The organism is Myxococcus sp. MISCRS1, from assembly GCF_026626605.1.
Taxonomy (GTDB): Bacteria; Myxococcota; Myxococcia; order Myxococcales; family Myxococcaceae; genus Myxococcus; species Myxococcus fulvus.
Genome location: NZ_JAPNKB010000001.1, coordinates 5216256 through 5241228, shown reverse-complemented (window position 1 = coordinate 5241228; position 24973 = coordinate 5216256). Strand labels below are relative to the sequence as shown.

The window sequence follows — 24973 nt, the reverse complement described above, 5'->3', positions numbered from 1 at the left end:
TCGCGCTCAGTGGAAGCCGAGCCGTGGCACCCAGACGATGACGCCGTAGGTGTATGCCGCGTTGAAGAGGATCACCCACAGGATGGCCTTCTTCAGTCCTCGCGACGGATTCGGGTCCCTCGCCGCCTTCGCGGGAAGGGCAATCGTGAGGATGAGGACGGACATCAGGATGAGCTTCGCCATGGCCTTCGCTTTGGCTCAGAGGATACCAGTTTGCCGCAGCGACAGGCCCAGCACCGCCGCCCATTGGAACCGGGCCGCCGGCAACTCGGGCGAGCGGCTCCACGTCCCCCGGGTATCCGCGTCCACCGACATCCAGGTGTTGAGAATCCAGGACGCCGTCACCCCGCCGGACACCAACCTGTCACCCGTGGCCCCGCCCACCGCGAAGGCCGTCCCCGCCGTGGTGCCCACGCGAACCCGGGGCCCCAGCGCCCACGTCCCCGTCGCGGTGAGGTCCGCGCGCGGATAGACGCGCGCCGTCAGCCGGTCCGTGAAGGGGGAGACGCGCACGCCCAGCCGCCCGTCGAAGTCCGCCGTGCGCGAGGGGATGCGGTGCCCCACCGCGAGCGTGAGGTTGGGCAGCACTTCCGTGCGAGGTGCCGGGTCCGGCTCGACTCCGCCGGCCGCTGTCACGGTGTGGACAATGCTCGCGCCCACGCCGGCCTCCAGGCCCGTGCGGCGAGTCATGCGGCCCGTCCAGCTCTCCGTCAGCGTCACCACGGTGTTGTTGGCCCCGGTGGAGAAGCGCGCGTAGGTGGCGGCGGCCGAGGTGGTGATGGCGCTGAGCGGGGACAGCGCGTGGCTCAGGGACACGTCCAGGCGCGGGCCGTACTGCAGGGGCACGGCCTCGCGCGCGGGACCGTCCAGGCCGCCGCTCACGGTGAAGCCCGTGGTGCCGGACAGCTGCCAGCGCCGCCCCAGCCAGCCCGTCTCGCCGGTGAGCGACGTAGCGGAGGAGAGGAAGTGGACGGTGTCCGCCTCGGGCAGGGGCTGCAGCGGACCTCCGCCCTGCGGCGGCCGGATGGGGCCGTCCGGGTCGATGGGGTCCGGGTCCAGCGAGGGCAGCGCGTCGAGCGTGAGCAGGTTCACGCTGCCCAGCACCAGCTCCTCGCTCAGCCGGAACGACAGGCCCCGCTCGGGGCGCCAGAGCGCGGCGAAGCGGCCGATGTGCTGAATCTCGGTGCGCGCCCTGGCCGTCACCTCGCGCAGGCTGATGCGCGGCGCGTAGTCCAGCTGGAGCGACGTGTTCCCCTCGCGCCGCTCCAGGCCCAGAATCGGCGTGAAGTCCGTGTCAGCGGCGAGGGTGGGCGCGTCCTCGGCGGGGTCCTCGTTGGAGCGCACGCGCGAGTCCACCCGCACCGACGCGGTGTAGGAGACGGAGGCCCCACAGACCTCCAGCCACATCGCGGTGAGCGCCGCCCCCAGCACCGCTCACTCCACCACCACCACGTCACCGGGGCGCAGGCGGAACGACGGCGCGCGCCCCTCGGCGTGGATGAGGTCCTGGTAGCGGAAGCGGATGCGCACGGGCGCCTGCCCGTCGTCCTGGCGCATGACGAAGATGCGGTCCTTGTGCGCGTACTCGGTGAAGCCGCCCGCGCCGGCCAGGGCCTGTAGCAGGCTGGCCCCCACATCGATTTCCAGCGGACCGATGCGGTTGACCTCGCCCACCATGGTCACCTTGATGGGGCGCGGCATCTCCAGCGCCACCGTGACGACGGGGTGGTTGATGTAGTCCTTCAGCCGCGTCTGGATCTGCTGCGACAGCATGGCGGGGCTGTGGCCCGCGGCCTCCACGTCGTCCAGGAACAGCAGGCTGATGCGCCCGTCGTCGCGCACGCGCGCCTGCGTGGTGAGCGACTCCTGGTTCCACACGCGGATGTTGAGCAGATCGCCGGCGGCGATGCGGTAGCTGGCGTCCAGCGGGGGCGGCTTCTCCTGGTACTCGTCCACCCAGGTGTACTTGCCGAGCCCCGTGCAGCCGGAGGCCACGAGCACCAGCCCCGCGGTGGCGAGCACGCGCGAGGCCGGGCGGAGCAGGGAGCGGAGCGGGGAGGTCATGGGGCTCCTTCAGGGCGCGGGGGCGACGGCCACGACGGCCGGCTCCGGTTCGGGGTTGCCTCGGCGGCGCGCCAGCTTCACCACCGCGAGCACCTCGCCCGGCTTCACCGCGCCGAGCGCCAGCACCCCCACGACGTACAGCGAGGCCTCGACGATGAGCCGCGGCCAGTCGGACAGCGGCGCGAGCACCGTGCGGTCCAGCGCGACGATGGCCACGCACACCACCGCCGTCTTCGCCACGCGCACCAGCAGCCGCCGGTCCACCGCGGAGCGGCCCATGCGGCCGAGCATGATGATGGTGATGACCACCTCCATCAGCAGCAGCGAAATCGCCGTGCCCGCCGCGCCGCCGCCGTCGCCGTACTTCGCGTACAGCCAGGGCACGAGCAGCAGGTTGAGCAGCGGGTTGAGCAGCAGGCTGCCGAAGATGCTGGTGCCCGTCACCCACCACTCGCGGTTCGTCATGGTGAGCCACGCGCCGCACGTCATCGTCACGAACGCGAGCACGAACAGCGGCGACTGCAGGCGCAGCAGGTTGACCGCCAGCGAGTAGTCGCGGCCCAGGAGGCCAATCCACAAGGGCGCGCCCATCACGATGAGCATCATCATGGGCACCGTCACGGCGAGCGTCCCCTCGAGCGCGCGGCGGGCGATGATGCTGACCTCCTCCTCCGAGCGCGCGGCGGCGCGCGACATGAGCGGCAGCAGCACCCAGCCCATGACGGGGTTCAGCGCGAAGGTGACGTTGGAGATGCTCCACGCGGCGGAGTACCAGCCCACCTCCTCGTGGCTGCCGAGCATCCCCAGAATCATGATGTCCAGCCGCCCGTTGGTGGCGAGCGCCGCGGCGGTGAGGAAGTAGGGCAGGCCCGCCTTGCACACCTTCCACGTGGCGGGGAAGTCCACGCGGAACACCAGGCCCATGTGCACGCGCGCCAGGTACCAGCCGATGCCCAGCTTGATGGCCTCCGATGCGACGACGGGCACCGCGAGCCAGGGCAAGGGCAGCCCCAGCACGCCCACCGCCAGCAGGCCGCCACCCCACACCACCTTGGTGACGACGTTGGAGATGGACAGCCCCGCGACCTTGCCCTTGGCGTGCAGCAGCGCCGCCATGGACGCGTTGCACATGACGAGCAGCTGCGCGACGCCGAACACGTACACCAGCGCGCGCATCTCCGGCGGGTCCTCGCGCCACGCCATCACGAGCGACAGCGCGCCCATCAGCACGACGGTGAGGATGAGCCGCAGCAGCATGGAGGCGCCGAAGAAGTCGCTGGCGTGCTCCGGCCTGCGCGACACCTCCTTGCGGATGTACATCTCCAGGCCCAGGTTCGTGGCGATGAAGAAGATGGCGGAGAAGCTGTCCGCCCAGTTGAAGCGCCCGAAGGCCTCCGGCGACAGGTAGTGCGTCAGCAGCGGACGGATGCCGAAGGCGATGGCGTACGTCACCAGCAGCGAGCCGCCGAGCTGCAGGCCGTTGCGCACCGCGCCCATCGCCTCGTGGGAGCGCTCATGCTCCTGGGCGTTCTGCTGAGAGGATTCGCTGTGGGTAGTCACGGTGGGGAGTCGGGCGCTCCCGGCGTCGGCCGGACGGCCCGGGTGCATAGAAGACGAGCGGGGGCGGCACGTCAATGCCACCCCCGCGGGAAGTCAGGTCGCCTGGAGGCCTAGCTGGCCCCGCGACCCGTGATGACCACCGGCACCGTCTGCAGCAGCAGGCGCAGGTCGCTCGTCAGCGTCCAGTGGTCGATGTACTGCATGTCCAGGTACATCCACTCCTCGAAGGAAATCTGGTTGCGGCCGGAGACCTGCCAGATGCACGTCAGGCCCGGGCGCACCGACAGCCGGCGGCGCTGCCACGTCTCGTACTTGGCCACCTCGCTGGGCACCGGCGGCCGCGGGCCGACGATGCTCATCTCCCCGCGCAGCACGTTGATGAACTGGGGCAGCTCGTCGATGGAGAACTTGCGGATGAAGCGGCCGATGCCCGTGATTCGCGGGTCGTTCTTCATCTTGAAGACCGGGCCCGACTGCTCGTTGAGCGCCGCCAGCTTCTCCTTCAGCTCCTCCGCGTTCACCACCATGGAGCGGAACTTGAGCATGTAGAACGGCTTGCCGTTCTGCCCGACGCGGTACTGCTTGAAGAAGATGGGCCCCTTCGACGTGAGCTTCACCATCAGCGCCACGAAGCCCAGGAGCGGCAGCAGCATCCACAGCGCCACCGCGGACACGCAGATGTCGAACAGGCGCTTCATCGCCATCTGGTGCGGCTTGGGGCTCACCGCCGCGAAGTGCAGGAAGCCGTCCGCCACCGCGCGGCTGTCGACGGGGCGCGCGCGGTCCAGGCGGAAGGTGTGCGCCGGCAGCGCGAAGGGCACGCCGAAGCGCTCGGCCAGCTTGATGGCGGCCTGCATCGCCTCGCCCTGCTTGAGCGTGTTGCCCGCGATGTAGACCTCGTCCACCGCCGTGTTGCGCAGGATGTGCTCCAGGTCATCCACCGTGCCGAGCACCTTCGAGGGCAGCTCGCCGATGGAGCCCGTGTCGTCGTGGAAGCGCACGTAGCCCAGAATCTGCCGGCGGCCGCGGCGCGTCAGGTCCTCGCCGGAGTAGCGGCCCATGGCCCCCGTGCCGACGATGAGCACCGCGTCCATGGGGCGCTCCTGCGCCGCCACCGGACGGAAGACGAACAGGCGCAGCAAGAGCGCCACGGGCCAGAACAGGATGAGCAGGGGCGCCAGGCCCGGGACCTTCAGGGTCTCCGGCAGGGCCAGGTTCGCCACCGCGAGCACCGTCACCACGGCGAGCGTCGTCACCGACACCAGCGCGACGTGGTCCAGCCGGCTGCGCTCGGCGAAGCGCGAGTCGTACAGGCACAGGGCCGTGCCGGTGATGATCCACACCACCAGCGACGCCAGCACGACGGCGGGCAGGAGCCACCCGGGCTCCGCCCGCAGCTGGCCGTCCATCCACGCGGAGGCCGTCAGGACCACCGTCATCAGGACCAGGTCCACCGTCAGGTTCAACTTCGCCGCGAAGCCAGGCGCCAGCTTCGGCCCCGGAACCTGCTCTTCCGCCGCGACGACCCCCACGTTGCCCTGAGCGGATGCCGACCCAGGAGCACCGACCGCCGCACCAGTACTTGCGCTGCTCATCGTGTCCACCCCCCTCTACCTGCTCGACCGAGCGTTCAGTCCAGATAGAGGCTGCCGTTGAGGCTGAAAATCTTCAAGTCGGAAAGAACTGCTTTTTGCCATGCTTGTGCGGTGCGTTGCAACCCCCCGCACCGTGAGTAAGACGTGACATGGTGTGAAATCTTTGGATCATCCGACTCTCGTCGCATCTCACGGGGTCCCAGCGAACACCGGGAGTGCTCCCTTCGCTTCCCCGCTGCGAAGGAGCCGTGCGGGATACTGCATCTACGGTGCCGGTCTGACGTGAAGAGGTACGGGCGTGGAGGGGGGGCTGGATGCATGCGAGACGTGCGCCGGGAATTCATGGGTTTATGCGCCCGCCAGGCGTTCCGCGTGGGAGTGGACGTTGAAGCGGCCGTCCCGCACGAACGTGGCCAGCGTCACGCCGGAACGCAGGGCCAGGTCCACGGCCAGGGTGGTGGCCGCGGAAACGCCCGCGACGACGGGGATTCGGGCGCGGACGGCCTTCTGGATGATTTCGAAGCTGACGCGTCCGCTCACGGCGAGGAGCGCGGGCTGACGCGTCAAATCGGCGGGGCGCGCGAGATTTGCGCGGAGTGTGCCCGCCAGGACGAGCGCGCCGACGACCTTGTCCACGGCGTTGTGTCGGCCCACGTCCTCGAAGGCGGCGAGCAGGCGCCCCTCGGTGTCGAGCGCGGCGGCGGCGTGGACGCCTCCGGTGCGGGCGAAGTTGCGTTGCACGTCGCGCAGGCGCTCGGTGGCGCGGGCCACGGCGAAGGGGGAGAGCACGGGGCCTGGCGGCAGGGGCGTGCAGCCGGTGAGCAGGTCCTCGACGCTGCGCCTCCCGCACACTCCACATGCTGAGGTGGTGAGAGTTCCGCGACGGGTGGCGCGCAGGGGCTCCGGGTCGAGGAAGACGCCTGGGGCGGGCGTGACTTCGAGCACGTTTCCCCAGCCTTCCTCTCCGGGCCGTCCGCAGTGGGCGAGGGTGCCCAGGTCCTCGGCGCCCCGGATGAGGCCCTCGGCGAGGAGGAAGCCCACGGCGAGCTCCCGGTCGTGTCCGGGGGTGCGCATGGTGGTGACGAGTGATTCGCCATTCACGCGAAGCTCGAGCGGCTCTTCGACGGCGAGGGCGTCGTTCTCGGTGGGCTGGAAGGTGGCGCCGTTCCAGCGACGCACGGGCTTGGAGGCGACGCCGCGCGCGTCGGCGGGGGAGAGGGGCTCGGGGCGGGGCGGGCGCAGGTGCTCGAGCACCGCGTCCGCGATGGCGCCGAGGTCCTCGGGGGAGAGGACTCGTGGGCTGGTGGGACTCGGGGGGGGCGAGTCGGTGATGAGCGCGAAGACCTCGGGCCGTGACGGAGCCAGGGGTGGGCCGAGTCCCTCGCGCCAGACCTCGAGCTTGGGCAGGGGGCCGTCCTTCCAGCCCTCGACGAGGGCGAGGTCCAGGCGTCCGACGAGGCGGGAGAGGAGCGTGGGCAGGCTGTCCGCGGGGGCCGGGTCGTGGGTGAGCTGGACGCCCTCGGGGGTGGCGAAGCCGGTGAGCACGGCGCCAGCCCGCTGGAAGCGCGCGGTGTCACTGCCGGGGCGGTGGAGCGGGTGCGCGTCGGAGGAGTGCTTCACGGCGGCGACGCGCAGGCCGCGCGAGGCGAGCTCCGGGAGCAGGCGCGCGAGGAGCGTCGTCTTCCCGGCGCCGGACCAGCCGATGATGCTCACCGCGGGGACGCGGCTCATGGGTGGAGCCCCGCAGCCGTGGCGTCGACCTGGGTGGGGCGGATGCGGCGCGCGAGGTCGTCCTCGGCGACGTGGATGCGCATGGTGGGGACGCGGCTCATGTGGGCTGTCCCCCGGTGGGGGCGTCGACGGCGACATGTGTCGGACGGTCGAACAGCTCCACCTCGACCACGTCTCCCTCGGCGAAGTCGGCCTGGCCTGGAGGCAGGACGGCCCAACCATCCGCCTGGACGTTCTGGAGAATCTGTCCGGCGCCCTGGGGGCGCAGCACCGCGCGGGCGCCCGTGTCGTCGTGTTCGAGCAGGGCGGTGATGAGGTACGTGAGGCCCGCCTGCTTGTGGCGCGGCTCGGACAGGCGCGCGCGGACACGGCGGCGCAGCTCGAGGACTCCCTGGTGCCGGAGCAGCAGGGGCCGCGCGAGCTGGTCGAACGCGACGCTCGCCGCGCCCGGGTTGCCCGGCAGCACGACGACGGCGGTGGTGCCCAACCTCGCCACGGCCACGGGCTTGCCCGGCTTGAGCGCCACGCCGTCCACGAGAAAGCGCGCGCCCAGGCGCGTGAGCACCCGCTTGACGTGGTCCTTGTCTCCCACCGAGGCCCCACCGGTGGTGATGAGCACATCGACCTGTGGCGCGAGGTGCTCGATGGACTCGCGCAGCGCCTGCTCGTCATCACGGGCGCGGGAGAGGTGGCGCACGTCCGCGCCGGCCTCGCGAGCGAGCGCCGCTATCAGAATCAAGTTGCTCTCGTATACCTGATGCGAGAGCGCGGGCTGGCCCGGGCGGATGAGTTCGTCCCCCGTCGCGAGCACCGCCACACGAGGCGCGGACCTCACGCGCACGTGGGTCTCCCCCTGGGATGCGAGGACCCCGAGCGCCGACGCGCTCAAGCGCTGACCCGCGCTGAACAGGAGCGTGCCCGCGAGCACCTCTTCGCCCGTGCGGCGGATGTCATGGCCCGGAGGGACGGTGATGAAGAGGTCCACGTGGCGACCGTCCTCCGTCGCGCGCGCGGCTTCTTGTCGGATGACGGCATCCGCGCCGGAGGGAATCGGCGCGCCGGTGAAGACGCGGGCCGCCTCTCCGGGCTGGAGCGCGCGCGAGGGCAGGGCGCCCGCGTAGACGGTGTCGACGACCCGGAGTCGAGCAGGGCGGTCCCGGTTGGCGCCGCGGGTCTCCTCGGCGCGCACGGCCCAGCCATCCATCGCGGAGTTGTCGCAGCCGGGGAGCGAGCGCACCGCGCGGACGTCCTCGGCGAGGAAGCGGCCGTGGGCGTCGAGCAGCAGCACGGACTCGGGAGCCGTCGGTGAGAGGGCTTCGAGCGCGGCCTGCCGGGCGGTGTGAAGGGACGTGAGCGGCATCGACGCGGCGCAGACTACGTCGAGGGAGCGGCGCCTTGTCCATCGTACCCCGTGACGGTTGCCCGCCTGCCGGACACGAGGTGGGCCGGTGCGTCATCCGGAGGGCGTTGGCTGGCGGGTGACCGCCAGGGGACTGGCCGTGGCGTCCGGAGGATGTTTCGGGCGATGCCTCGACGCGAGGCCAGGCGTGGAAGACCACGACACCGGCGGATGCGAAGTTCATCGGACGGAGTGCTGGGCAGGAAGAGACTCACCAGGCACCTGACTCAAAAGAAGTAGCGAGGGTCGCCCGGTGCGCTTGTCGGGAGGCCCTGCGGACCACGATGGATGGACACCTCGCCGGGCGCGGGGGCCAGCGGTCGGGTTGCGGATCCTGTCTGGCGGGTGGCTCCACGGGGTGTTGGGTGAGGGATTTCCGAGGGACGCGCCCGGTGCGCTTGTCGGGAGGCCTTGCAGGCCACGATGGTCGGCCTCCCGACGGCACGATGAGCAGCGCAGACGTGCCCCGGAGATGGCCTGCGTCATGGTCCGAAGGTGGAAGCGCGGGACCTGTCCGCGACAGGCCCCCGGTGTATGTCATGCTCCAGCCGCGCGGGCCCCACGGTCCTCCGCCGGACACGCGCCCTTCTTCATGGCCCCCCGCCCTGGCACCGAGTTCCCGGACGTGACGCTCGCCATCATCGCGGGCGGTCAGGGGCGTCGCTTGTCGGGCGTGCCCAAGGGACTGCTGGAGGTCGAGGGGCGCACCGTGCTGTCACGGCAGCTCGCGCTGTCCCCCCACTTCGGCGACGTGCTCCTGGTGGCGAACGCCCCCGCTCCCTACGCGGCATATGCCCTGCGCACGGTGGCGGACCCGGTCCCGGACAAGGGCGCTCCAGGGGGTGTGCACGCGGCGCTGACGGCGTCGCGCACGCGCTGGGTCGTCACCGTGGCGTGCGACATGCCCTTCGTGTCGCTGGAGGCGCTGCGGGTGCTGCTCGCCGCGCGCGGCGAGGACGTGGACGCGGTGTGCTTCGAGGCCGAGGGACGGATGGAGCCGCTCCTCGCCGTGTATCGCGCCGAGCTGGCGCCCCACTGGAGGACCCTGCTCCCGGAGGACCCGTCCTTGCGACGGCTGCTCTCACGCTTCCGCTCCCGGGTCCTGCCCGAGAGCGCACTGCGCGCGGTGGACCCCACGCTGCGCTCCCTGGTGAACGTCAACACCCCCGAGGACCTCGCGCGGCACGGTGTCTCGCTGCCGCCACGGTGAGCCACGGTTCACCTCGGCGTCGGCACGGACTGGAGCAGCGTGGGCAGCTCCGCCAGGTCGAGCACGAGGCTGGGGCGAATCTGTCCGAGCGCATCGGACATGTCCTCGCCTTGCCCCTGCACGCCCAGGCCCACCGTGAAGTTGTCGCCCAGGCGCACCCGCGTGCTCGCCACCACGCTGGCCCGCCTCGACTCCGTGCCTCCCAGCTTCAGCAGGGACTGGTCGCCTCCAGCTTGAGCTGGAAGCGCGGCGACGCGACGCCGAACGACAGGCCGACGTCCACCCACTTCTCCATCGACAGCTCCGGCCGCGCGCGCTCCTGCAGCACGCGGACCTGCAGGGCCACCTCCAGGTTCGCGTCCGCGTCGCTCAACAACTCCAACGTGGCCGCGCCGAACCCGCGCTGGATGGCGACCCCATCCCCGTCTTGCGACTCGAGCCCCGGCGTCACCCAGCGTCCCCCCGCCGAGAGGAACAGCGCGCTGGACGACGCGCGCGACTCCTTCGTGCACGCGGGGAGCCCCTGCCGGATTCGCGCGATGCCCGCCTGCCGCGTGGCCTCCATCGCGACCCGGTACTCGGCGTCCGCCTTCCTGAAGTCCTCCGCGCTGTCGTAGTCCCCGGGCAGGGGCTTGTCGGGGAACTCGTACAGGGTCGGGTCCGCCAGCACGTTGGCGATGCACTGGCTGTAGCGCGCGCCGTAGATGCTGCGCTCTCCGAGCACGTCCATGGACACACCCGCCATCACCGTGGCGAAGCGGCCCTTCTGGGGCGCCGCGTCCGGAAACGGCGTGTCCTGTCCGATGCCCAGCGTGATGGCCGTGTCCTGGAGCAGCCGCGTGACGAGCGACGAATTGCGGGAGGCGACGGCCTCCGAGTAGAGCCGCTCGAAGCCCTCGGTGAGCAGGTAGGGATTGAACTGCAGCGCGAACGAGGCCTGGGTTCCATTCAGCACCGCGCCCACGCCGCGCAGGCTCGCCACCAGGGCCGTGGGGTTCGCCGGGTGCACCAGCTCTCCCGCCGTGGCGACATCCAACCCCGCGGCCGCCTCCGAGCCGCCGCGCAGGATGCTCGGGAAGTCCAGCTCCACCGTGTTCGGCTTCGGCGGTGTGGCCTGGGCACTCGCGACCCCCGCGCAGAGCGCCGTGAGCAGCGCGAGCGCCGCCCTCATTCCACCACCGTCCAGGTCAGCGTGATGAAGTCCGCCACCGAGCCCTTCTCCAGGGAGAAGTCATCCCAGAGGGCCTCCTTGCCGCCCTTCTCGAAGACGAGCGAGGCGCGCTGGAGGAACCGCGCCCCCACGCCCGCGGGGTCGGCCACGGAGAACACCACGCGCACGAAGCCCTGCGCCGCGCTGGTCAGGAAGTCATCCGGCAGGGGCAGCGTGGTCTCTCCCGCGAAGGTCGCCGAGTGCAGCTGCCGCCGCTCCTGGCCCTGCATCTTCCCGCTCACCACCAGCCGCATGGCCACGGTGTTGAGCGTGCCGGAGGGGCGCTCCAGCACCAGCTTCGCCCCCTTCCGGTCCGCGCGAGGCACCTGGATGGTGGACTCCAGCTTGTCGTTTCCCGACATGATGTTCCCCCCTCGTGGGTCTGGGTGGACGCCGACGTCCTGCCCGCCGTCCATTCTAGCGCCCGGCATGACACGGCTCGAAGGCGGCGGGGTACGCGCCGGGCACACCTGGCGGGCGAGCGTGCCTCCGGGTGCGTCACACTGACGCATGGACGGACAGGCCTGGGGGTGGGAGAGAGGACGAGGAGACCCTCATGCTGAAGACCCCTCTTGGACGATTCCGCGCCGTGGCCCTGCTGGAGGGCCTGTCCTTCATCGCGCTGCTGTTCATCGCGATGCCCCTGAAGTACGCGGCGGGGATGCCCCTGGCGGTGCGCTTCGCGGGCATGGCCCACGGGCTGTTGTTCGTGCTGTACCTCTTCGCGCTGATGGAGGTGGCCATCGCCCTGCGCTGGTCCTTCTCGCGCGTGGTGTTCGCGTTCGGCGCGTCGCTGGTGCCGTTCGGCAACTTCCTGCTCGACGCGAAGCTCCGGAAAGAGGAAGCCTCCACCACCCCCCGTGCCGCCGGCCCCCTGGGTTCCTGAACCCAGAGCGCTGGAGGCTCCGCCGAGGGCGTCACCCGACCTCACACGTCGGCTCGTGCTCCACGCGGAGCGGGCGCGAGCCCTCCAAGGAGTTCGCGCGCGCGAGCAAGCTGTGCGAGCATTCCGCGCGGATTTTTTCACGGTGGAGGTCGGCTCTCATGGAACGCGGCATCTGGAACACGCCCGAGGACGTCCAGCGCGAGCTGGAGGCGCGGCTCGCGCTCGTGCAGCCCTCCGAGCACATCCGGGGCATGCACTTCGCCGCCGTGCTCGACACCGTGCGCTTCCTGGGCGGTGAGCAGGCGGTGAAGCGCATCGTCGACGCGGGCGACATGCCCGCGGACCTGGACCCCACCGAGCTGTATCCGGTGCCGCCCTTCATGCGGCTGTTCTTCGCCGCGGCCCACCTGCTCGCGCCCCAGCTGGGCGGCTTCGAGGAGGCCATGCGCCAGATTGGCGTCCAGGGCACGCTCGCCTTCGTGCACTCCATGTTCGGCTCGGAGGTGCGCCAGCAGGTGGGCGGCGACCCGAAGCAGCTGGTCAACATGCTGCCGGAGGCCTACCGCATGGCCATCGACTTCGGTGAGCTGGTGGTGGAGTGGACCAGCGCCCGCGCGGGCCGCATCCACATGCGCCGCATCTTCACCCCCGTCGCCTACAACGAGGGCATGCTCGAGGGCGCGCTCCAGGCCGTGGGCGCCCAGGACATCCAGGTGCGGGGCCGCCAGACGTCGCTGCTCGACAGCGAGTACATCCTCTCCTGGGACGACTGACTCACGGCGCGTCGAACACGAAGGCCCCGTAGCCCACCACGCCTTCGTGCGCGCCGAACGCATCCCCGGAGCTGCGCAGCGCCACCATCCGGGGCCGCAGCGCCCGCCGCTTCGCCACGCGCAAGAGCCCGTTGATGGCCTCCGCGCCACACGCGCTCCCCGCGTCCAGCGGCTCCTCCAACGACAGCACCCGCGCCGCCGTCACCCGGTCCGCCCGTGCGGCCTGCTCGTAGGGCAGGTGATGCGACAGGTCCGAGGTGATGACGGGCAGCACGTCCTCGTCCCACAGCGCCTCCAGCACCTGCGCCGCCTGGTCCGACGCGCCCCGGCCCACCACCAGCGGCAGCACCGTGAAGTGCTCCAGCACCCGCTGCAGGAACGGGAGCTGTACCTCCAAGCCGTGCTCCGCCTCGTGCGCTCCCGTCGACGCCGTCACCTGGGGCAGCCGCATGGCCCGCTCGCGCAGCCCTTCGTCCAGCCGCACGTCCCCCAGGGGCGTGCACAGCAGGTCCACCTCCGGATACGCCACGCCCCGCAGGGGGACGAAGTGGCTGGGGCCCAGCAGCAACACCCGCGTGCGCGCGGCGCGGCGCGGCCACAGCGTGGCGTAGGCCGCCGCCGCCACCCCGCCGGAATAGACATACGCGGCATGGGGGACGATGAGCGCCGCGGGCGACGCGTCCCCCGGCACACGCGCCTGCTCCAGCCACGTGTCCAGCTGGGTGGACAGCGTGGAGGGCTGGGCCGGATAGAAGGAGCCCGCGACCGCGGGCGTGCGCACTCGAGGCATGGTCCCCTCCCACCGCGAACGGGGCACCTGCTGGAATCCTAAAGAAGCACGGCAACGTCAGTCATGCCAATCATTGCAAGACTGTTCGCTTCTGGGATGAGCGGGTCCCACCTCCGCGCGTCCGCCGAGGGCCCCGGGGTGACAAGGGATTGATTTCGCCCGGGCGCGCGGGTGGCTCGGTGATTGCTATCCAACGCTTCGTGCCGCGCACTCCTCCCGGGCGGTCAGGGCCGCCTGGTGCGCGGGACTTCGCGAATGGGGAGGCCGGCCGGGAACCATGACTCCTCCGCCCGGCCGTGCCTTCTCGTCCGCGGGCTCGCGGCGTGACGCGTGTGCTCCGCGCCGTGTCTCAGCGATGTCTCACGCCGGGCCCCACCGCGCGCGCCCACCGCGGGAGGCCTCCGCCAACTCCCCGTTCTCCGGGGCCATGGGACCCTGGTCGTACGCTCCTGCGCGAATTCTCAAGGAGTGGTGATGCGATAGCCGACACATGAAGAACGAAAAAAGGATGCACGCTTTCGCCCATTGACTAGAAGGGGCCGCCGAGCGCCCGGGAATGACCGCGGGCTAACGCAACGGAGGGACGCTTCATGAAGGCAAATCAGTGGCAGGCGATGGCCGTGGCGGCAGGGTTGATGGTGGCGTCGACGGCGAGCGCGCAGGAGACGGGTGGCGGTTCGGGCAGCTTCGGGAACGCCGGGCAGATTGTCGTCAGCTCGGATGCGTTCGGTAACCTGGGCTACACGACGGAGGGTGCGGGGTACGGCTACTTCCACATCGCGCCGAGCGCCGATTACTTCCTCAAGGAGAACCTCTCCGTCGGAGCCAACGTGCAGTTGCGCGTGCTCTTCGGTGAGGGAGACACGGTGGCCGCCTTCGGTATCGGCGGGCGCGTGGGCTACAACATCGCGCTGGCGGAGAAGATCTCCGTGTGGCCGAAGGCCGGCGTGACGCTGTTCGTCGGTGACGACATCATCGCCACGCAGGACGGGACGGGGGCTGCGTCCACCGTCATCCTGGATGGCTACGCGCCGTTCCTGTACCACGTCACCAGCCACTTCTTCATCGGCGCCGGCCCCCGTCTGGCCATCGGCCTGGGTGACGACGTGGATGTGACGTTCGGCGTGGCGACCACGCTCGGCGGCTACTTCTAGTCGGCAGTCGTCGGCAGGACCCACGGGCCCCGCGCACGGTTGGAAGTCTCCTCCGCGCGTCGGGGCTCGTGTCGTTTCATGGGGACGCCACCTCCACCCAGCCGCCCGCGGCCGCCGCGCCCGGCTCGTGCACCAGACGCAGCCCCAGCTGCAGCGAGCGCTCCCCCGTCGCCGGCGCATGGAGCAGCAGCACGGAGGCCGTCTCCTCCAGCACCCTTCGGGACACCGGTCGCGTCGCGTCGTCCCGGCCACCCCGCAGCTCGCGCCAGTCCTTCAGCCCCCAGCCCACCACGCGGCCGTCCCGCAGGCGCACCGTCACGTCCGCCCACGCGCTGCCTCCCGCCGGCACTCGCACCGGCGCGAGCAGCTTCTTCAGGCCCTCCACCACGGCGCCGGGCTCGGGCGTTCCGGCCTCGCGTCGGCCCGGGGCGCGGCGGGCTCCCGGGGGACGCTCGGCCGGGAGCAGGAGGGGCGGCTCCACCCGCCACGAGGAGGCCCCGCGCTCCAGCGTCAGCACCACCTCTCCCGGCGGCTGTCGCGTGGTGGACAGGAGCCGCGTGGCCACCTGTCGCTGGAGCTCCGCGGCGTCCACGGGACGGCCCGCGCGTCCGCCGCGCTCCTGGGCCTGGTAGCCCACCAGCGTCAGCGCGCCCTGCTCCGACCAGAACGTGAGCTCCAGCCTGGCGCCGACCTCGCGCACGGTGCCGGCCAGCGCCGCCACGCGCACGGCGACCTGCCGCGCCTCGTGGAGTCGGGCCGCGTCCTGCTCGATGGGCACGTCGGGTCGACCCGAGCCGCCCGTGCCGCCTCCCGCGCACGCGAGCCCGAGGGCGAAGAGGAGCGCACCGCACGCGCGAGCACGGCTCCGGAGTCGGAGATGGATGGCCATGTGCTTCCCCCTGCCGGGTGCGGCACACCCGGGTGTCCTGGCACGGCGTCGTGGTGGCGGGACGACAGGAATTCCCGTGGGAGGAGGACGCACGCGGCCCGCGAATCCTGAGCGCTCACGACTCGCGGACGGGACGTCTGTTCAATCCAACGCGAGGGAAGGTGTCCGCTTCAACCTCGCGCGAGGTTCTTCAGCACGAAGGCCAGGTTCGCCGGGCGCTCGGCCATGCGGCGCATGAGATAGGGATACCAGTGGCGGCCGTACGGGACATACACGCGCACCGGATGCCCCTGGTCCGCGAGCTGTCGTTGCAGGTCCGCGCGGATGCCATGGAGCATCTGGAATTCGAACGCACCGCGAGGCAGCCCGCGCCGCGCGGCGTGCTCCAGCGTCGCGTCAATCATCCGCTCATCGTGCGTGGCGATGCCGTGATACACGCCGCTGTCGAGCAGCACCTTCATGCACCGCACGAAGCTCGCGTCCACGTCCGCCTTGTCTGGGTAGGCGATGGCCTCGCGCTCCAGATAGGCGCCCTTGCACAGACGGATGCGCACCCGCTCATCGCACAGCGCGCGGGCGTCCGCCTCCGTGCGCCGCAGGCAGCTCTGCAGCACCGCGCCCACGTGCGGCTCTCCGAACTCCGCGTGGAGCTTTCGCACGATGTCCAGCGTGACCTGCGTCACCGCGCCGTGCTCCATGTCGATGCGCACGAACGAGCCGCGTGACGTGGCGTCCGCCACCACCTGTCGCGCGTTCTCCAGCGCCAGCGCTTCATCGAGCAGCAGCCCGCACTGCGTCAGCTTCAGCGACACGTTGGCCCGCACCCCCGTCTGGTCGATGCGCGCGAGCAGTCGGCGGTACTCGCGCACCTCCTCGCGGGTCTCCGCCGCGTCCTTCACCGCCTCGTTGAGGTGGTCGAAGGACGCCGACAGCCCTTGCGCGGTGAGCGCCTTCACCGCGTCCATCGCCTCGTCGAGCGTCTCGCCCGCGACGAAGCGCCGCGACAGCTTCTTCAGCGGAGGCAGCCGCGTGGCCCAGTCCTTCAGGCCCGTCCGCCGCGACAGGAACATCAGCGCTCCGCGAGACCACTGTTCGGCGATGGCGCTCATCCACGCAGCTCCCGGGGGGCGACCCCATACTCCTCGAGGAAGGCCCCCACGAGGGCGTTGAACGCCTCCGGGTGGCTCATGTACGGCAGGTGGCTCGCGTCGCGCAGCAGCTCCAGCCGCGCTCCGGGGATGTGTCCGGCCACGTCCACCGCGGCCTCGGGCGGCACCAGCAAATCCCTGCCGCCCTGGATGACCAGCGTGGGCACGCGCAGCTCGTGCAGCCGGGGATGGAAGTCCGCGGCCAGCACGTCCCGCAGTCGCCGCAAGAGCTCCAGGGGCGTCAGCCTCCGCGCCTCGCGCACGATTTCCGCGCGCCCCTCGGGCGGCAGCCGCGCGCCCCCCAGCACCCGCGCCACCATGGGCGCCACCAGGTACGCCAGCGGCCGAGGCGCGCGCACCAGCGTCGACAGCGACACCGCCAGTCGCCTCACCCGACGCACGCTGGCCACGGGCGACACGAGCACCAGCGCCCGCACCCGCTCCGGATGCGCCAGCGCGAAGGCGATGGACAGCAGGCTCCCGTAGGACGAGCCCACCAACGCGAAGCGCTCCGGCAGCCGCGCCTCGACATGGTCCAGCACGGCCAGGTTCCACGCGAGCGGCGAGTGCGTGGCCGGCGTGTGCAGGGGCGGCGTCCACAACAGCAGACGCAACAGGCGGGACAAGGGCTCCATCGGCGCGAAGGAGCGGCCACTGGCGCCCAGGCCCGGCAGACACACCACGGTGCGCGATGGGTCCGTGTCGCCGTCGGGAAAGGTGAACAGCCGCACCGATGTCCCCTTCACCGGGCGCTCCTCGCATACCAGTCGCTCGTAGCCGGAGGGGATGTCCTCCACGTCCGGGACGAGCGGTGCCGCGCGACGGCGCTGCAGGGAAGAGGAGGGCGGCTCAAGCATGGCGGGCCTTCACCATCAACCGGTGCACGCTCGTGGCCACCCGGTCGCGAAACGCACGCAGGCGGGACTCGGACGCACCGGCCGGCGGCGGCATGTGCGGGCTTCCCAACGCGAAGGTCAGCCGCACCGGAAAGGGCAGCGGCCCCAACCCCACGAGCAGGGGCACGCGGTACTTCTCCTCGTCGGTGAGCCGCACGCCCAGCTTCGCCTCGCCCGGGGGGAACAGGAACGTGTCATCCACCCCGAAGCCCGCGAAGGGCACCACCGGCACCCCCGCGCGCGCCGCCACGTGCGCGAAGCCCAGGGCCTGCTCCCACCGGAGTTGATAGCGGCCCGGAGGACGCTTGAAGACCTCGCGCGCGCCGCCGGGGTAGCACACCACCAGCGCCCCCTCCTTCAGCGCCGCCAGCGCGTTGTCCTTCGTCCCCTCCACCCCGCCCAGCCACGGCAACACCGTGCGGATGACGGGGATGCGGAAGAAGCCGCGCTCGGCCAGCCCCAGCGCCCGGCGTCCCGTCGCCCGGTGCAGCAGGTGGAAGAAGGCCGGTGTCTCGTAACCCCAGACGCCATGGTTTCCCACCAACAGCACGGGGCCCCGGGTCGGCACGTGCTCGGCCCCCATCAGCCGCGCGCGATGGTAGAGCGCCGACAGCGCCGCCCCCCGCTCGGCGAGGCGGAACACGGCCCTGCGCACGGTGGCGAGCGAGGCTTCCACGGAGACTCATCATGGAGACGCCCGGGCGCCACGTCAGCCGGACCGGCCGGGCAGTCGGGCCCCTGGACTCCATGTCCCCAGACGCCCCAAACCCACGCACCGTCCCCGGGGGGATGCTCCCGGCCCACCCCCCAGGTTGCTTTGAGTAGGCAACGCTTGGCGTCGACCCCCATGGGCTTTCAGCCCCCGGATACGGCACGATTCCATGTGGTTGTTTCACCCCTGTCGAACGTTCGATCCACCCATCGTTTGAGTTTCGATAATGTGAGGATGAAGCCCGCCTTTGGTTGTCTGCCTGCCCCGTCGTGCAGATGGTTCAGGGATGGGAGGCCCTTTCGACATCCTCGTCGAGCAGCACCGGGAGCTCGAGGAGCGCTTCGAGGCCCTGGGCGCGGGGGACGATGAGTCTGGGTCATCCGGTGTCGTGCGGGAGCTGGTGGCGCTGTTGCGACACCACCTCTGGCTGGAGGAGCGCTGTCTTCAGCCCTGGGTGACCCGGGTGGAGGGGCGTGCCCGGGGTCGGCAGCAGGCCGGGGATCGGCAGGCCATGCATGAGCTGTTGGATGAGCTGGAGGAGCATCCCCTCCAGAGCGCGGAATGGCAGGCCCGCTTCCTCACGCTCGAGGACCTGTGGGTCGCGCATCTCCAAGAAGTGGAGTCCTCATTGCTGCCCCGGCTCACCGCGGTGATGGCTCCACGCGAGCAACAGGCGCTCGCCCAGGAGCTGTCCCGGTGCCGGCGGGACACGCGCTCCTCGGGCTCCGAGGCCGGTTTCTCGGGCTCCGGACCCTTCCTGGATGACCTGCGCTGGGAGGGTTGAGCGCCGTTCCCGCCTCACTGGAATGGGACCCGACCTGGGACGGCGGGGGGGGTGATACGTCCTTCAGTCACACCTTTTATCGCTTCCTTTAGACAAATCCTAAATTGGAAGGTATGGGTATGGACGGCTTCACAAATCAACTCCCCCTTCCAGACCTTCAACACCCAGACTAGCCAAGACGAGGATTGAACGAATGTCCGTGGATAAAGCGTTTCGGGACATGATCCGTAACGAAATCGAGGTCCAGCTCAAGCCGCTGCGCGACGTGGTCTCCCGCCTGGAGTCCGGTACGGCGGACCTGGATGCGCTGCGCAACGTGGCGGAGCGGCTGGCCCCCCTGGCCGAGGTGGTGGGTCCCCTGTTCGGCGCCCAGCTGCCCGCGGCGAAGCCCGGTCGCAAGGCCGTGGGTCGCCCGGCGGCGGCGGCGCGTGGCGCGGTGAGCGCGGCGGCCCCCGTGGGTGGCAAGCGCCGGGGTCGCAAGCCCGCGGCGGCGGCGGCGGATGGCTCGCGCGCGTGCGCCATCGTCGGCTGCGGCAAGCCCAGCCGGACCAAGGGCTACTGCGCGGCGCACTACCAGAAGCTGCGCATGCTGGAGAAGACCAACCGCCGGCCCTCCGCGTGGGTGGATTACGCCCCCGCTGACAGCGTCGAGGACATCAAGCTTCCGCGTGGCCGCGCCGCGTCGAAGGCCCTGGCAGCAGCAGCGCAAGCCGCGAACGGTTAAACAGCGGCACGCTGCCCCGGCCCGGGCAGAGAGTGACCGCGCACCTTCGTCAACCCAGGCTCCGTCGTCGGGAGAGGGTTCGAGGGACGCCCGTACGGGAAGTCTTGCCCGCGGGGGCTCGCAGGGGCATGAATGCCCGGGCCCATGAACAAACGAGATCTGGAGCCTGGCATCATCACCGACCTGGCCGGACGGACCACGTACGGTGAATACCTACAGCTCGACCGGGTGTTGTCGGCGCAGGTTCCGCGCTCGCAGCCACCGCACCACGACGAGCTGCTCTTCATCATCCAGCACCAGACGAGCGAGCTGTGGATGAAGTTGCTCATCCACGAGCTGAGCGCGTGTATCCGCTATGTCCAGGCGGACCGGCTGGAGCCTTCCTTCAAGATCTTCGCGCGGGTGGGGAACATCCAGCGGATGCTCTTCGAGCAGTGGAGCGTGCTGGAGACGCTCACGCCGAATGAGTACCTGGAGTTCCGTGACGCGCTGGGGCCCGCGTCGGGCTTCCAGAGCTGGCAGTACCGCGCGGTGGAGTTCCTGCTGGGCAACAAGGACGCCAACGCCCTGGGCCCCTTCCGTCACCAGCCGGACGTGCACGGGGAGCTGGAGCGGCTGCTCGAGTCCCCCAGCCTCTACGACGAGTTCCTGCGCTACCTGGCGCGCAAGGGCCACGCGATTCCCGAGGACCACGCCCAGCGCGACTGGAAGAAGCCGTACGAGAAGAGCCCCGCGGTGGTGGAGGTGTTCCGTCGCATCTACGAGGACACCGAAGCGCACTGGGACGCGTACGAGATGTGCGAGAAGCTGGTGGACACCGAGGAGCGCTTCCAGCTCTGGCGCTACCGTCACATGATGACGGTGATGCGAATCATCGGGTTCAAGCAGGGCACCGGTGGCTCGACGGGCGTGTCCTTCCTGCGCAAGGCGTTGGACCTGCGCTTCTTCCCGGAGCTATGGGACGTGCGCACGGAGCTCTTGCCGCCCGGCGCCCGGCCCCCGTCCTCCACGCGGTGAGCCTTCCCCGGTCATGGCAGGCGTTGCGCGCCTGTCCTGACATCCAAGAGGGTGAGAGGAATGAGGCGAAGCCGGGGGTGACAGGCTTCGGCCGCTGAAACATCGACAATGTGACGTGGGAGGACGGGTGGGGTGGTCCCCCGGGGGCCCCTGCGTGAAGTGGCCGTGGGTGGAATGACGCCTCCCGGACATGCGGGCGAGGAAGGGCACCTGGCGCGCGGAAGGGTGGGAGGCAGCGGCTAGGCTTCTGCGCACCATGGCCGCCGAGTCTCCCCTGCTCTTCGAGAAGGCGCACATCCTGTGCTACCGGACCTTCGATATCGCGGAGGAGATCAACCTCGAGCGGGCGCGCAGGGCCGTCTCGGAGGACACCCGCCGGCTGAAGCTGTCGCGCGAGAATGGCCAGTACCTGCAGCTGCCCAATCCGCCGCTGGCGTATGAGTTGGGGCGCCGGGCGCTGGCGCTTCGTGACGGTCCTGTCACGGTGGATGCCACCGCGCGGCTGTTCGACCATGGCGCGGCGTCCATCATCCTGCGGGTGCCGGTGGTGCCGGGCACGTCGCTGGAGCAGCTGACGCGGGTGGCGGACGAGCTCTACGACAGCCAGGCGCTGGAGGACCTGGCGCTGGATTGGGTGGAGGGCGTGCGGCGCACGATTGCGCCGGCGGTGCAGGGCGCGCACCTGTGGGACCAGAACGAGAGCTACACGGTCATCTTCGCGGAGAGCATCCGGGGCAACCCCACGGCGGAGGAGCTCCTGGAGAAGGCGGACCTGGCGCGGCTGTTGTTGGGGGAGAACGGGGAGACGCCGCTGTCGCGCCGGGAGAGCGAGGCCGTCACCCAGGTGCGCTTCAGCTACACGGTGAAGGACCTGGTCGTCATCGACTGGAACAGCGCGTTCGTCTACGAGCCGTCGGGCTCCGGGGACATCCCGGACCTGCTCGAAATCGCCAACGCGCAGCTGTTGGAGTTCCGCTACTTCGACGAGAAGCTGGACGAGCACATCGCGCGCATCCACGACGAGGTGCAGGCCAAGCGCCACGGGTGGACGCGGCTGTTCCGCAGTCCGTACCGCACGCTGACGCGGCAGACCTTGGGCACGCTGGTGGACCTGAACGAGTTCATCGAGCGGGTGGACAACAGCCTGAAAATCATCGGCGACTTCTACCTGGCCAAGGTCTACGAGGCCGCGGTGCGCCGCATGCGCATCCCCGCGTGGCAGGGCTCGGTGACGCGCAAGCAGCAGCTGCTCGCCCAGACGTATGGCCTGCTCAAGGGCGACGTGGACATCGACCGCTCGCACACCCTGGAGGCGGTCATCGTGCTGCTCATCGTCCTGGAGATCTTCTTCGCCTTCTTCAACGTGTTCGCCCACTGAGGGCCGAGTGTTCGTCCACTGAACGCCCGGACGACTTGTTCCCGGGTACAAGGCGCGCGCGGGTTTCGCGGGCACAGCGGACATGGGACACTGGGGATTCGCGGTGGGGCCCGCCGGTGGGCCTTGGCTGGGGGGACGTGTGGGCATGAAGGTGCCCGAGAGCAACCGGGGAGCCGCCGAGGACCGCGTGACGCGGACGTTGGAGCGGCTGTCCCTCGCGCCGTCCGTGGAGGCGGTGCTGGAGGCGCTGCTGCGTGAGGCCGCGTCCGCCCTCGCCGTGTCCGGTGTCTTCATGTGTTGGCGAGAGGACGGAAGCGAAGCGCACGTGCTCGTCACGCCGGGGCTGTCCGTCGACGCCGCGCGCGCGCGGGGCGAGCGGCTGCTGGATGGGCTGCGGGACATCGACGGGGGCCTGTTGCCGTACGTGGCGCTGGACGCGGAGCGGGAGGTGCTGGTGGCGCTGCCGCTGCTCGCGGGGGTGGAGCCGGGCAGCGGCGTGGGGGTGCTGTGCGCGGTGCTGCCCGAGGGCCGGGTGCCGACGGACGAGGAGCTGGCGCGGCTGGGATTGCAGGCGCGACTGGCGGGGCTGGCGCTGGAGCGCGAGTGGGCGGTGGTCGGCACGCGCGAGGCGGTGGCGCGGGCGCGCGCGGAGGTGGAGCAGGCGGAGGTGCTGCGGCTCAGCCGTCTCCAGGCGGTGACGGAGGCGTTCGGTCAGACGCTCACGCGCGAGGAGGTGGCCCATGTCGTGCTGGATTTGGGGCTGCCCGCGGTGGAGGCGACGGCGGGCATCGTGCACCTGACGGCGGAGGGGCGCGCGGCCTCGGAGCTCGTCGCGGCGGTGGGCGTTCCGGACGCGCTGGTGGAGCCCCTGCGCGAATTGCCCCGAGGGGGCGAGGAGCTGCTGGCGCAGACGGCGAAGCGCGCGGAGGCGCCGGTGTGGTTGGAGACGGTGGCGGCGATACGCGAGCGCTACCCGACGCTGGCGGGGCCGTTGGGGGAGGGGCCGCCCCGCGCGTTGGCGCTGCTGCCGTTGTTCGTGGAGGGGCGGGTGTTCGGGACGCTGGCCTTCGGCTTCGAGCGGGAGAAGGCGTTCTCCGCGCTGGAGCGCGCGTCGCTCGTGGGGTTGTCGCGGCAGTGCGGGCAGGCGCTGGAGCGCGCGCGGCTGTACGAGCGCGAGCACACCGCGCGCCTGGAGGCGGAGGCGCTGGGGGCTCGGTTGAGCCTGCTGGCGGACGCGAGCGCGTTGGTGTCCGGCTCGTTGAGCTGGGAGGAGACGGTGGCGGGGGTGGCGCGGCTGGCGTTGGGGCACTTCGCGGACGGGTGCGCGGTGGACTCGTACGAGGACGGCGTGGTGCGCCGGCTGGCGGTGCTGCACGCGGACCCGGAGAAGGCGGAGCGGGTGTTGGAGCTGACCAGCTTCCCGCTGGACGCGGGGCAGCCGTCGCTCCTGTCGCGGGTGCTGACGAGCGGGCAGTCCCGGCTGGAGACCCGCGGGACGCGAGCGCCCGGGGGCGCGAAGCCCGGCGCGTCCTGGCGCGCGAGCACGGTCATCCTCACGCCGCTGGTGGCGCGGCAGCGCACGCTGGGGGCGCTGACCTTCGTGCGGGACTCGGAGCGGGCGCCCTTCGACGTGACGGACGTGTCGCTGGCGGAGGAGCTGGCGCGGCGCGCGGCGCTGGCGATGGACAACGCGCGGCTGTTCCGGGACGCGCGCGCGGCGGAGGAGGAGAGCCGCCGGGGCGCGGCGCGGTTGCACGTGCTGGTGCAGGTCAGCCAGCTCATCGCCGAGGCGGGGTTGGACCTGCCCACGGTGCTGGACGTGCTGGCGAGCAAGGTGTCGGAGGCGCTGGGGGGTGGGTGCGTGCTGCAACTGCTCGGGGAGGACCGGGAGCAGCTGGAGGTGGTGGCGGCGCACCATCCGGATCCGCGGGCGCGTGGCGTGCTGGAGGAAGCGTTGCGGAGGGACCCGGCGCGGGTGGGGGAGGGGCTGTCGGGCCGTGTGGTGGCGACGGGCAAGACGCTCTTCGTGCCGCGGCTGAGCGCGGAGGAGCTGCGGGGGGACCGCTCGCCGGAGGGGGTGGGATTCCTGGAGCGGTATGGGCCGCAGAGCCTCATCGTGGTGCCGCTGGGGGCGCGGGGGCGGGTGTTGGGGACGCTGGGGGTCATCCGCGAGGCGCGGGGGCGCGAGTACACGGCGGAGGAGCGGGCGTTGTTGGAGAGCCTGGCGGCGCGGGCGGCGTTGGCCATCGAGGACGCGCGGCTGTACGGCGCGGCGACGCAGGCGGTGAAGGCGCGCGACGAGCTGCTGTCGGTGGCGGGGCACGAGCTGAAGTCGCCGCTCAACGCCCTGCAGCTGCAGATTCATTTGTTGGCGCGGATGGCGAAGGACGCGATGGCGGCGAGCGGGCTGGCGGAGCGGGCGGAGAAGGCGGCGCGGGCGGGGCAGCGGCTGGGGTTGCTCATCGACGATTTGTTGGACGTGTCGCGCATCAGCGCGGGGCGGCTGAGCCTCAACCGCGAGGAGCTGGACCTGGCGGCGCTGACGCGCGAGCTGGTGTCGCGGATGTCCGAGGAGCTGGCGCGCGCGGGCAGCGAGGTGCGGCTGGTGGCGGACGTGGAGGTGCTGGGGCACTGGGACAAGCTGCGGTTGGAGCAGGTGTTGGTGAACCTGTTGTCGAACGCGGCGAAGTACGGCGCGGGGCGGCCGGTGACGGTGCAGGTGGAGGCGCGGGGGCTGGTGGCGGCGCTCGCGGTGCGCGACGAGGGCATCGGCGTGGCGCAGGAGGACCAGGAGCGCATCTTCGAGCGCTTCGAGCGCACCGAGTCCGCGCAGCACTTCAAGGGCCTGGGGCTGGGGCTCTGGATTACCAAGCGCATCGTCGAGGCCCACGGCGGCGGCATCCGCGTGGAGAGCCAGCCCGGCCGGGGCTCCACCTTCACCGTGGAGCTGCCGTTACCGGACGTGGCCCCGCGCTGAGCGTCGACGCGGGCGGGTCCTGGATGCCTCGCCCGCTCCGGACGTGAGGGGCCTGGTCACGGTGGTGGGAGTCCTC

Annotated in this window: 24 protein-coding genes; 9 read left to right on the top strand and 15 right to left on the bottom strand. The window is 71.1% G+C overall.

Annotation, left to right across the window (positions count from 1 at the left end):
- Positions 1-6: 6 nt before the first annotated feature.
- The 7 genes from OWM54_RS20775 to glp all read right to left on the bottom strand — a co-directional run bounded on the left by OWM54_RS20775 (position 7) and on the right by glp (position 8310).
- On the bottom strand, positions 7-183 hold the full coding sequence (locus OWM54_RS20775; protein WP_170300513.1) for a hypothetical protein: 177 nt from the start codon (positions 181-183) through the stop codon (positions 7-9).
- Positions 184-198: 15 nt separating this feature from the next.
- Positions 199-1431, bottom strand: coding sequence for an exopolysaccharide export protein EpsX (epsX, locus tag OWM54_RS20770; RefSeq protein ID WP_141329057.1), 1233 nt, complete (start codon positions 1429-1431; stop codon positions 199-201).
- A 3-nt stretch (positions 1432-1434) separates the two neighbouring features.
- Positions 1435-2064, bottom strand: coding sequence for an exopolysaccharide export protein EpsY (gene epsY / locus OWM54_RS20765; RefSeq protein ID WP_223750958.1), 630 nt, complete (start codon positions 2062-2064; stop codon positions 1435-1437).
- Positions 2065-2073: 9 nt separating this feature from the next.
- Positions 2074-3624: an exopolysaccharide biosynthesis flippase gene (wzx, locus tag OWM54_RS20760; RefSeq protein WP_223750959.1), complete on the bottom strand. Its 1551-nt coding sequence runs from the start codon at positions 3622-3624 to the stop codon at positions 2074-2076.
- Between the two features lie 110 nt (positions 3625-3734).
- Positions 3735-5228: an exopolysaccharide biosynthesis polyisoprenyl-phosphate hexose-1-phosphate transferase EpsZ gene (epsZ, locus tag OWM54_RS20755; RefSeq protein ID WP_141329052.1), complete on the bottom strand. Its 1494-nt coding sequence runs from the start codon at positions 5226-5228 to the stop codon at positions 3735-3737.
- A gap of 339 nt (positions 5229-5567) precedes the next feature.
- Positions 5568-6950, bottom strand: a complete 1383-nt coding sequence (gene mobB / locus OWM54_RS20750) for a molybdopterin-guanine dinucleotide biosynthesis protein B (protein WP_267698592.1) — start codon at positions 6948-6950, stop codon at positions 5568-5570.
- Positions 6951-7047: 97 nt separating this feature from the next.
- Positions 7048-8310, bottom strand: coding sequence for a gephyrin-like molybdotransferase Glp (gene glp, locus OWM54_RS20745; RefSeq protein ID WP_223750961.1), 1263 nt, complete (start codon positions 8308-8310; stop codon positions 7048-7050).
- A gap of 631 nt (positions 8311-8941) precedes the next feature.
- Between glp and mobA the strand changes: the two genes are divergently transcribed.
- Positions 8942-9559, top strand: coding sequence for a molybdenum cofactor guanylyltransferase (mobA, locus tag OWM54_RS20740; RefSeq protein ID WP_267698591.1), 618 nt, complete (start codon positions 8942-8944; stop codon positions 9557-9559).
- An 8-nt stretch (positions 9560-9567) separates the two neighbouring features.
- Here mobA and OWM54_RS20735 read toward each other — a convergent pair whose 3' ends face one another.
- From OWM54_RS20735 to OWM54_RS20725, 3 genes are read right to left on the bottom strand one after another with little or no spacing between them, the layout of a single operon-like run.
- Positions 9568-9735: a hypothetical protein gene (locus tag OWM54_RS20735; RefSeq protein WP_267698590.1), complete on the bottom strand. Its 168-nt coding sequence runs from the start codon at positions 9733-9735 to the stop codon at positions 9568-9570.
- 32 nt (positions 9736-9767) lie between these two features.
- Positions 9768-10730, bottom strand: a complete 963-nt coding sequence (locus tag OWM54_RS20730; RefSeq protein WP_267698589.1) for a hypothetical protein — start codon at positions 10728-10730, stop codon at positions 9768-9770.
- Positions 10727-11131, bottom strand: a complete 405-nt coding sequence (locus OWM54_RS20725) for a hypothetical protein (RefSeq protein ID WP_223750964.1) — start codon at positions 11129-11131, stop codon at positions 10727-10729. Before OWM54_RS20725 ends, OWM54_RS20730 begins: the two co-directional genes overlap by 4 nt.
- 194 nt (positions 11132-11325) lie before the next feature.
- On the opposite strand from OWM54_RS20725, the gene OWM54_RS20720 reads away from it, so the two are divergent.
- A complete protein-coding gene (locus tag OWM54_RS20720; RefSeq protein ID WP_046717183.1) occupies positions 11326-11655 on the top strand; it encodes a DUF3817 domain-containing protein in 330 nt (109 codons plus the stop codon).
- A 158-nt stretch (positions 11656-11813) separates the two neighbouring features.
- A complete protein-coding gene (locus OWM54_RS20715; RefSeq protein ID WP_267698588.1) occupies positions 11814-12428 on the top strand; it encodes a TIGR02265 family protein in 615 nt (204 codons plus the stop codon).
- 1 nt (position 12429) lies between these two features.
- Here OWM54_RS20715 and amrB read toward each other — a convergent pair whose 3' ends face one another.
- The gene (gene amrB / locus OWM54_RS20710; RefSeq protein WP_223750966.1) at positions 12430-13218 is read right to left on the bottom strand and encodes an AmmeMemoRadiSam system protein B; all 789 of its coding nucleotides are present in this window, start codon (positions 13216-13218) and stop codon (positions 12430-12432) included.
- A gap of 590 nt (positions 13219-13808) precedes the next feature.
- On the opposite strand from amrB, the gene OWM54_RS20705 reads away from it, so the two are divergent.
- Positions 13809-14372 carry a hypothetical protein gene (locus OWM54_RS20705; protein ID WP_223750967.1) on the top strand — a complete coding sequence of 188 codons (564 nt, stop codon included), beginning with the start codon at positions 13809-13811 and terminating at the stop codon, positions 14370-14372.
- 76 nt (positions 14373-14448) lie between these two features.
- On the opposite strand, the gene OWM54_RS20700 is transcribed toward OWM54_RS20705, so the two are convergent.
- From OWM54_RS20700 to OWM54_RS20685, 4 genes are all read right to left on the bottom strand, one after another.
- A complete protein-coding gene (locus OWM54_RS20700) occupies positions 14449-15261 on the bottom strand; it encodes a hypothetical protein (RefSeq protein WP_267698587.1) in 813 nt (270 codons plus the stop codon).
- Positions 15262-15431: 170 nt separating this feature from the next.
- Complete coding sequence (locus tag OWM54_RS20695; RefSeq protein WP_267698586.1) at positions 15432-16370, bottom strand: proline dehydrogenase family protein; 939 nt, start codon at positions 16368-16370, stop codon at positions 15432-15434.
- Positions 16367-17266, bottom strand: coding sequence for an alpha/beta fold hydrolase (locus OWM54_RS20690; RefSeq protein ID WP_267698585.1), 900 nt, complete (start codon positions 17264-17266; stop codon positions 16367-16369). The genes OWM54_RS20695 and OWM54_RS20690 overlap by 4 nt, the downstream gene beginning before the upstream one ends.
- Positions 17259-17981 (bottom strand): lysophospholipid acyltransferase family protein, encoded by a 723-nt coding sequence (locus OWM54_RS20685; protein ID WP_267698584.1) that lies wholly within the window; start codon positions 17979-17981, stop codon positions 17259-17261. The genes OWM54_RS20690 and OWM54_RS20685 overlap by 8 nt, the downstream gene beginning before the upstream one ends.
- A 322-nt stretch (positions 17982-18303) precedes the next feature.
- Between OWM54_RS20685 and OWM54_RS20680 the strand changes: the two genes are divergently transcribed.
- From OWM54_RS20680 to OWM54_RS20660, 5 genes are all read left to right on the top strand, one after another.
- Positions 18304-18801 (top strand): hemerythrin domain-containing protein, encoded by a 498-nt coding sequence (locus OWM54_RS20680; RefSeq protein ID WP_223750972.1) that lies wholly within the window; start codon positions 18304-18306, stop codon positions 18799-18801.
- Between the two features lie 193 nt (positions 18802-18994).
- A complete protein-coding gene (locus OWM54_RS20675; RefSeq protein WP_223750973.1) occupies positions 18995-19525 on the top strand; it encodes a cell wall protein in 531 nt (176 codons plus the stop codon).
- 132 nt (positions 19526-19657) lie between these two features.
- On the top strand, positions 19658-20542 hold the full coding sequence (locus OWM54_RS20670; RefSeq protein WP_267698583.1) for a tryptophan 2,3-dioxygenase: 885 nt from the start codon (positions 19658-19660) through the stop codon (positions 20540-20542).
- A 256-nt stretch (positions 20543-20798) separates the two neighbouring features.
- Positions 20799-21920 (top strand): hypothetical protein, encoded by a 1122-nt coding sequence (locus OWM54_RS20665; RefSeq protein ID WP_267698582.1) that lies wholly within the window; start codon positions 20799-20801, stop codon positions 21918-21920.
- A 145-nt stretch (positions 21921-22065) separates the two neighbouring features.
- Positions 22066-24897 (top strand): GAF domain-containing protein, encoded by a 2832-nt coding sequence (locus OWM54_RS20660; RefSeq protein WP_267698581.1) that lies wholly within the window; start codon positions 22066-22068, stop codon positions 24895-24897.
- Positions 24898-24973: the final 76 nt, after the last annotated feature.

Excerpts from the sequence above, each read along its gene's own strand:
- OWM54_RS20775 (WP_170300513.1), bottom strand. The coding sequence starts at position 183 with ATGGCGAAGCTCATCCTGATGTCCGTCCTCATCCTCACGATTGCCCTT.
- epsY (WP_223750958.1), bottom strand. The coding sequence starts at position 2,064 with ATGACCTCCCCGCTCCGCTCCCTGCTCCGCCCGGCCTCGCGCGTGCTC.
- mobB (WP_267698592.1), bottom strand. The coding sequence starts at position 6,950 with ATGAGCCGCGTCCCCGCGGTGAGCATCATCGGCTGGTCCGGCGCCGGG.
- glp (WP_223750961.1), bottom strand. The coding sequence starts at position 8,310 with ATGCCGCTCACGTCCCTTCACACCGCCCGGCAGGCCGCGCTCGAAGCC.
- mobA (WP_267698591.1), top strand. The coding sequence starts at position 8,942 with ATGGCCCCCCGCCCTGGCACCGAGTTCCCGGACGTGACGCTCGCCATC.
- OWM54_RS20730 (WP_267698589.1), bottom strand. The coding sequence starts at position 10,730 with ATGAGGGCGGCGCTCGCGCTGCTCACGGCGCTCTGCGCGGGGGTCGCG.
- OWM54_RS20725 (WP_223750964.1), bottom strand. The coding sequence starts at position 11,131 with ATGTCGGGAAACGACAAGCTGGAGTCCACCATCCAGGTGCCTCGCGCG.
- OWM54_RS20720 (WP_046717183.1), top strand. The coding sequence starts at position 11,326 with ATGCTGAAGACCCCTCTTGGACGATTCCGCGCCGTGGCCCTGCTGGAG.
- OWM54_RS20715 (WP_267698588.1), top strand. The coding sequence starts at position 11,814 with ATGGAACGCGGCATCTGGAACACGCCCGAGGACGTCCAGCGCGAGCTG.
- amrB (WP_223750966.1), bottom strand. The coding sequence starts at position 13,218 with ATGCCTCGAGTGCGCACGCCCGCGGTCGCGGGCTCCTTCTATCCGGCC.
- OWM54_RS20705 (WP_223750967.1), top strand. The coding sequence starts at position 13,809 with ATGAAGGCAAATCAGTGGCAGGCGATGGCCGTGGCGGCAGGGTTGATG.
- OWM54_RS20700 (WP_267698587.1), bottom strand. The coding sequence starts at position 15,261 with ATGGCCATCCATCTCCGACTCCGGAGCCGTGCTCGCGCGTGCGGTGCG.
- OWM54_RS20695 (WP_267698586.1), bottom strand. The coding sequence starts at position 16,370 with ATGAGCGCCATCGCCGAACAGTGGTCTCGCGGAGCGCTGATGTTCCTG.
- OWM54_RS20690 (WP_267698585.1), bottom strand. The coding sequence starts at position 17,266 with ATGCTTGAGCCGCCCTCCTCTTCCCTGCAGCGCCGTCGCGCGGCACCG.
- OWM54_RS20680 (WP_223750972.1), top strand. The coding sequence starts at position 18,304 with ATGGGAGGCCCTTTCGACATCCTCGTCGAGCAGCACCGGGAGCTCGAG.
- OWM54_RS20675 (WP_223750973.1), top strand. The coding sequence starts at position 18,995 with ATGTCCGTGGATAAAGCGTTTCGGGACATGATCCGTAACGAAATCGAG.
- OWM54_RS20670 (WP_267698583.1), top strand. The coding sequence starts at position 19,658 with ATGCCCGGGCCCATGAACAAACGAGATCTGGAGCCTGGCATCATCACC.
- OWM54_RS20665 (WP_267698582.1), top strand. The coding sequence starts at position 20,799 with ATGGCCGCCGAGTCTCCCCTGCTCTTCGAGAAGGCGCACATCCTGTGC.
- OWM54_RS20660 (WP_267698581.1), top strand. The coding sequence starts at position 22,066 with ATGAAGGTGCCCGAGAGCAACCGGGGAGCCGCCGAGGACCGCGTGACG.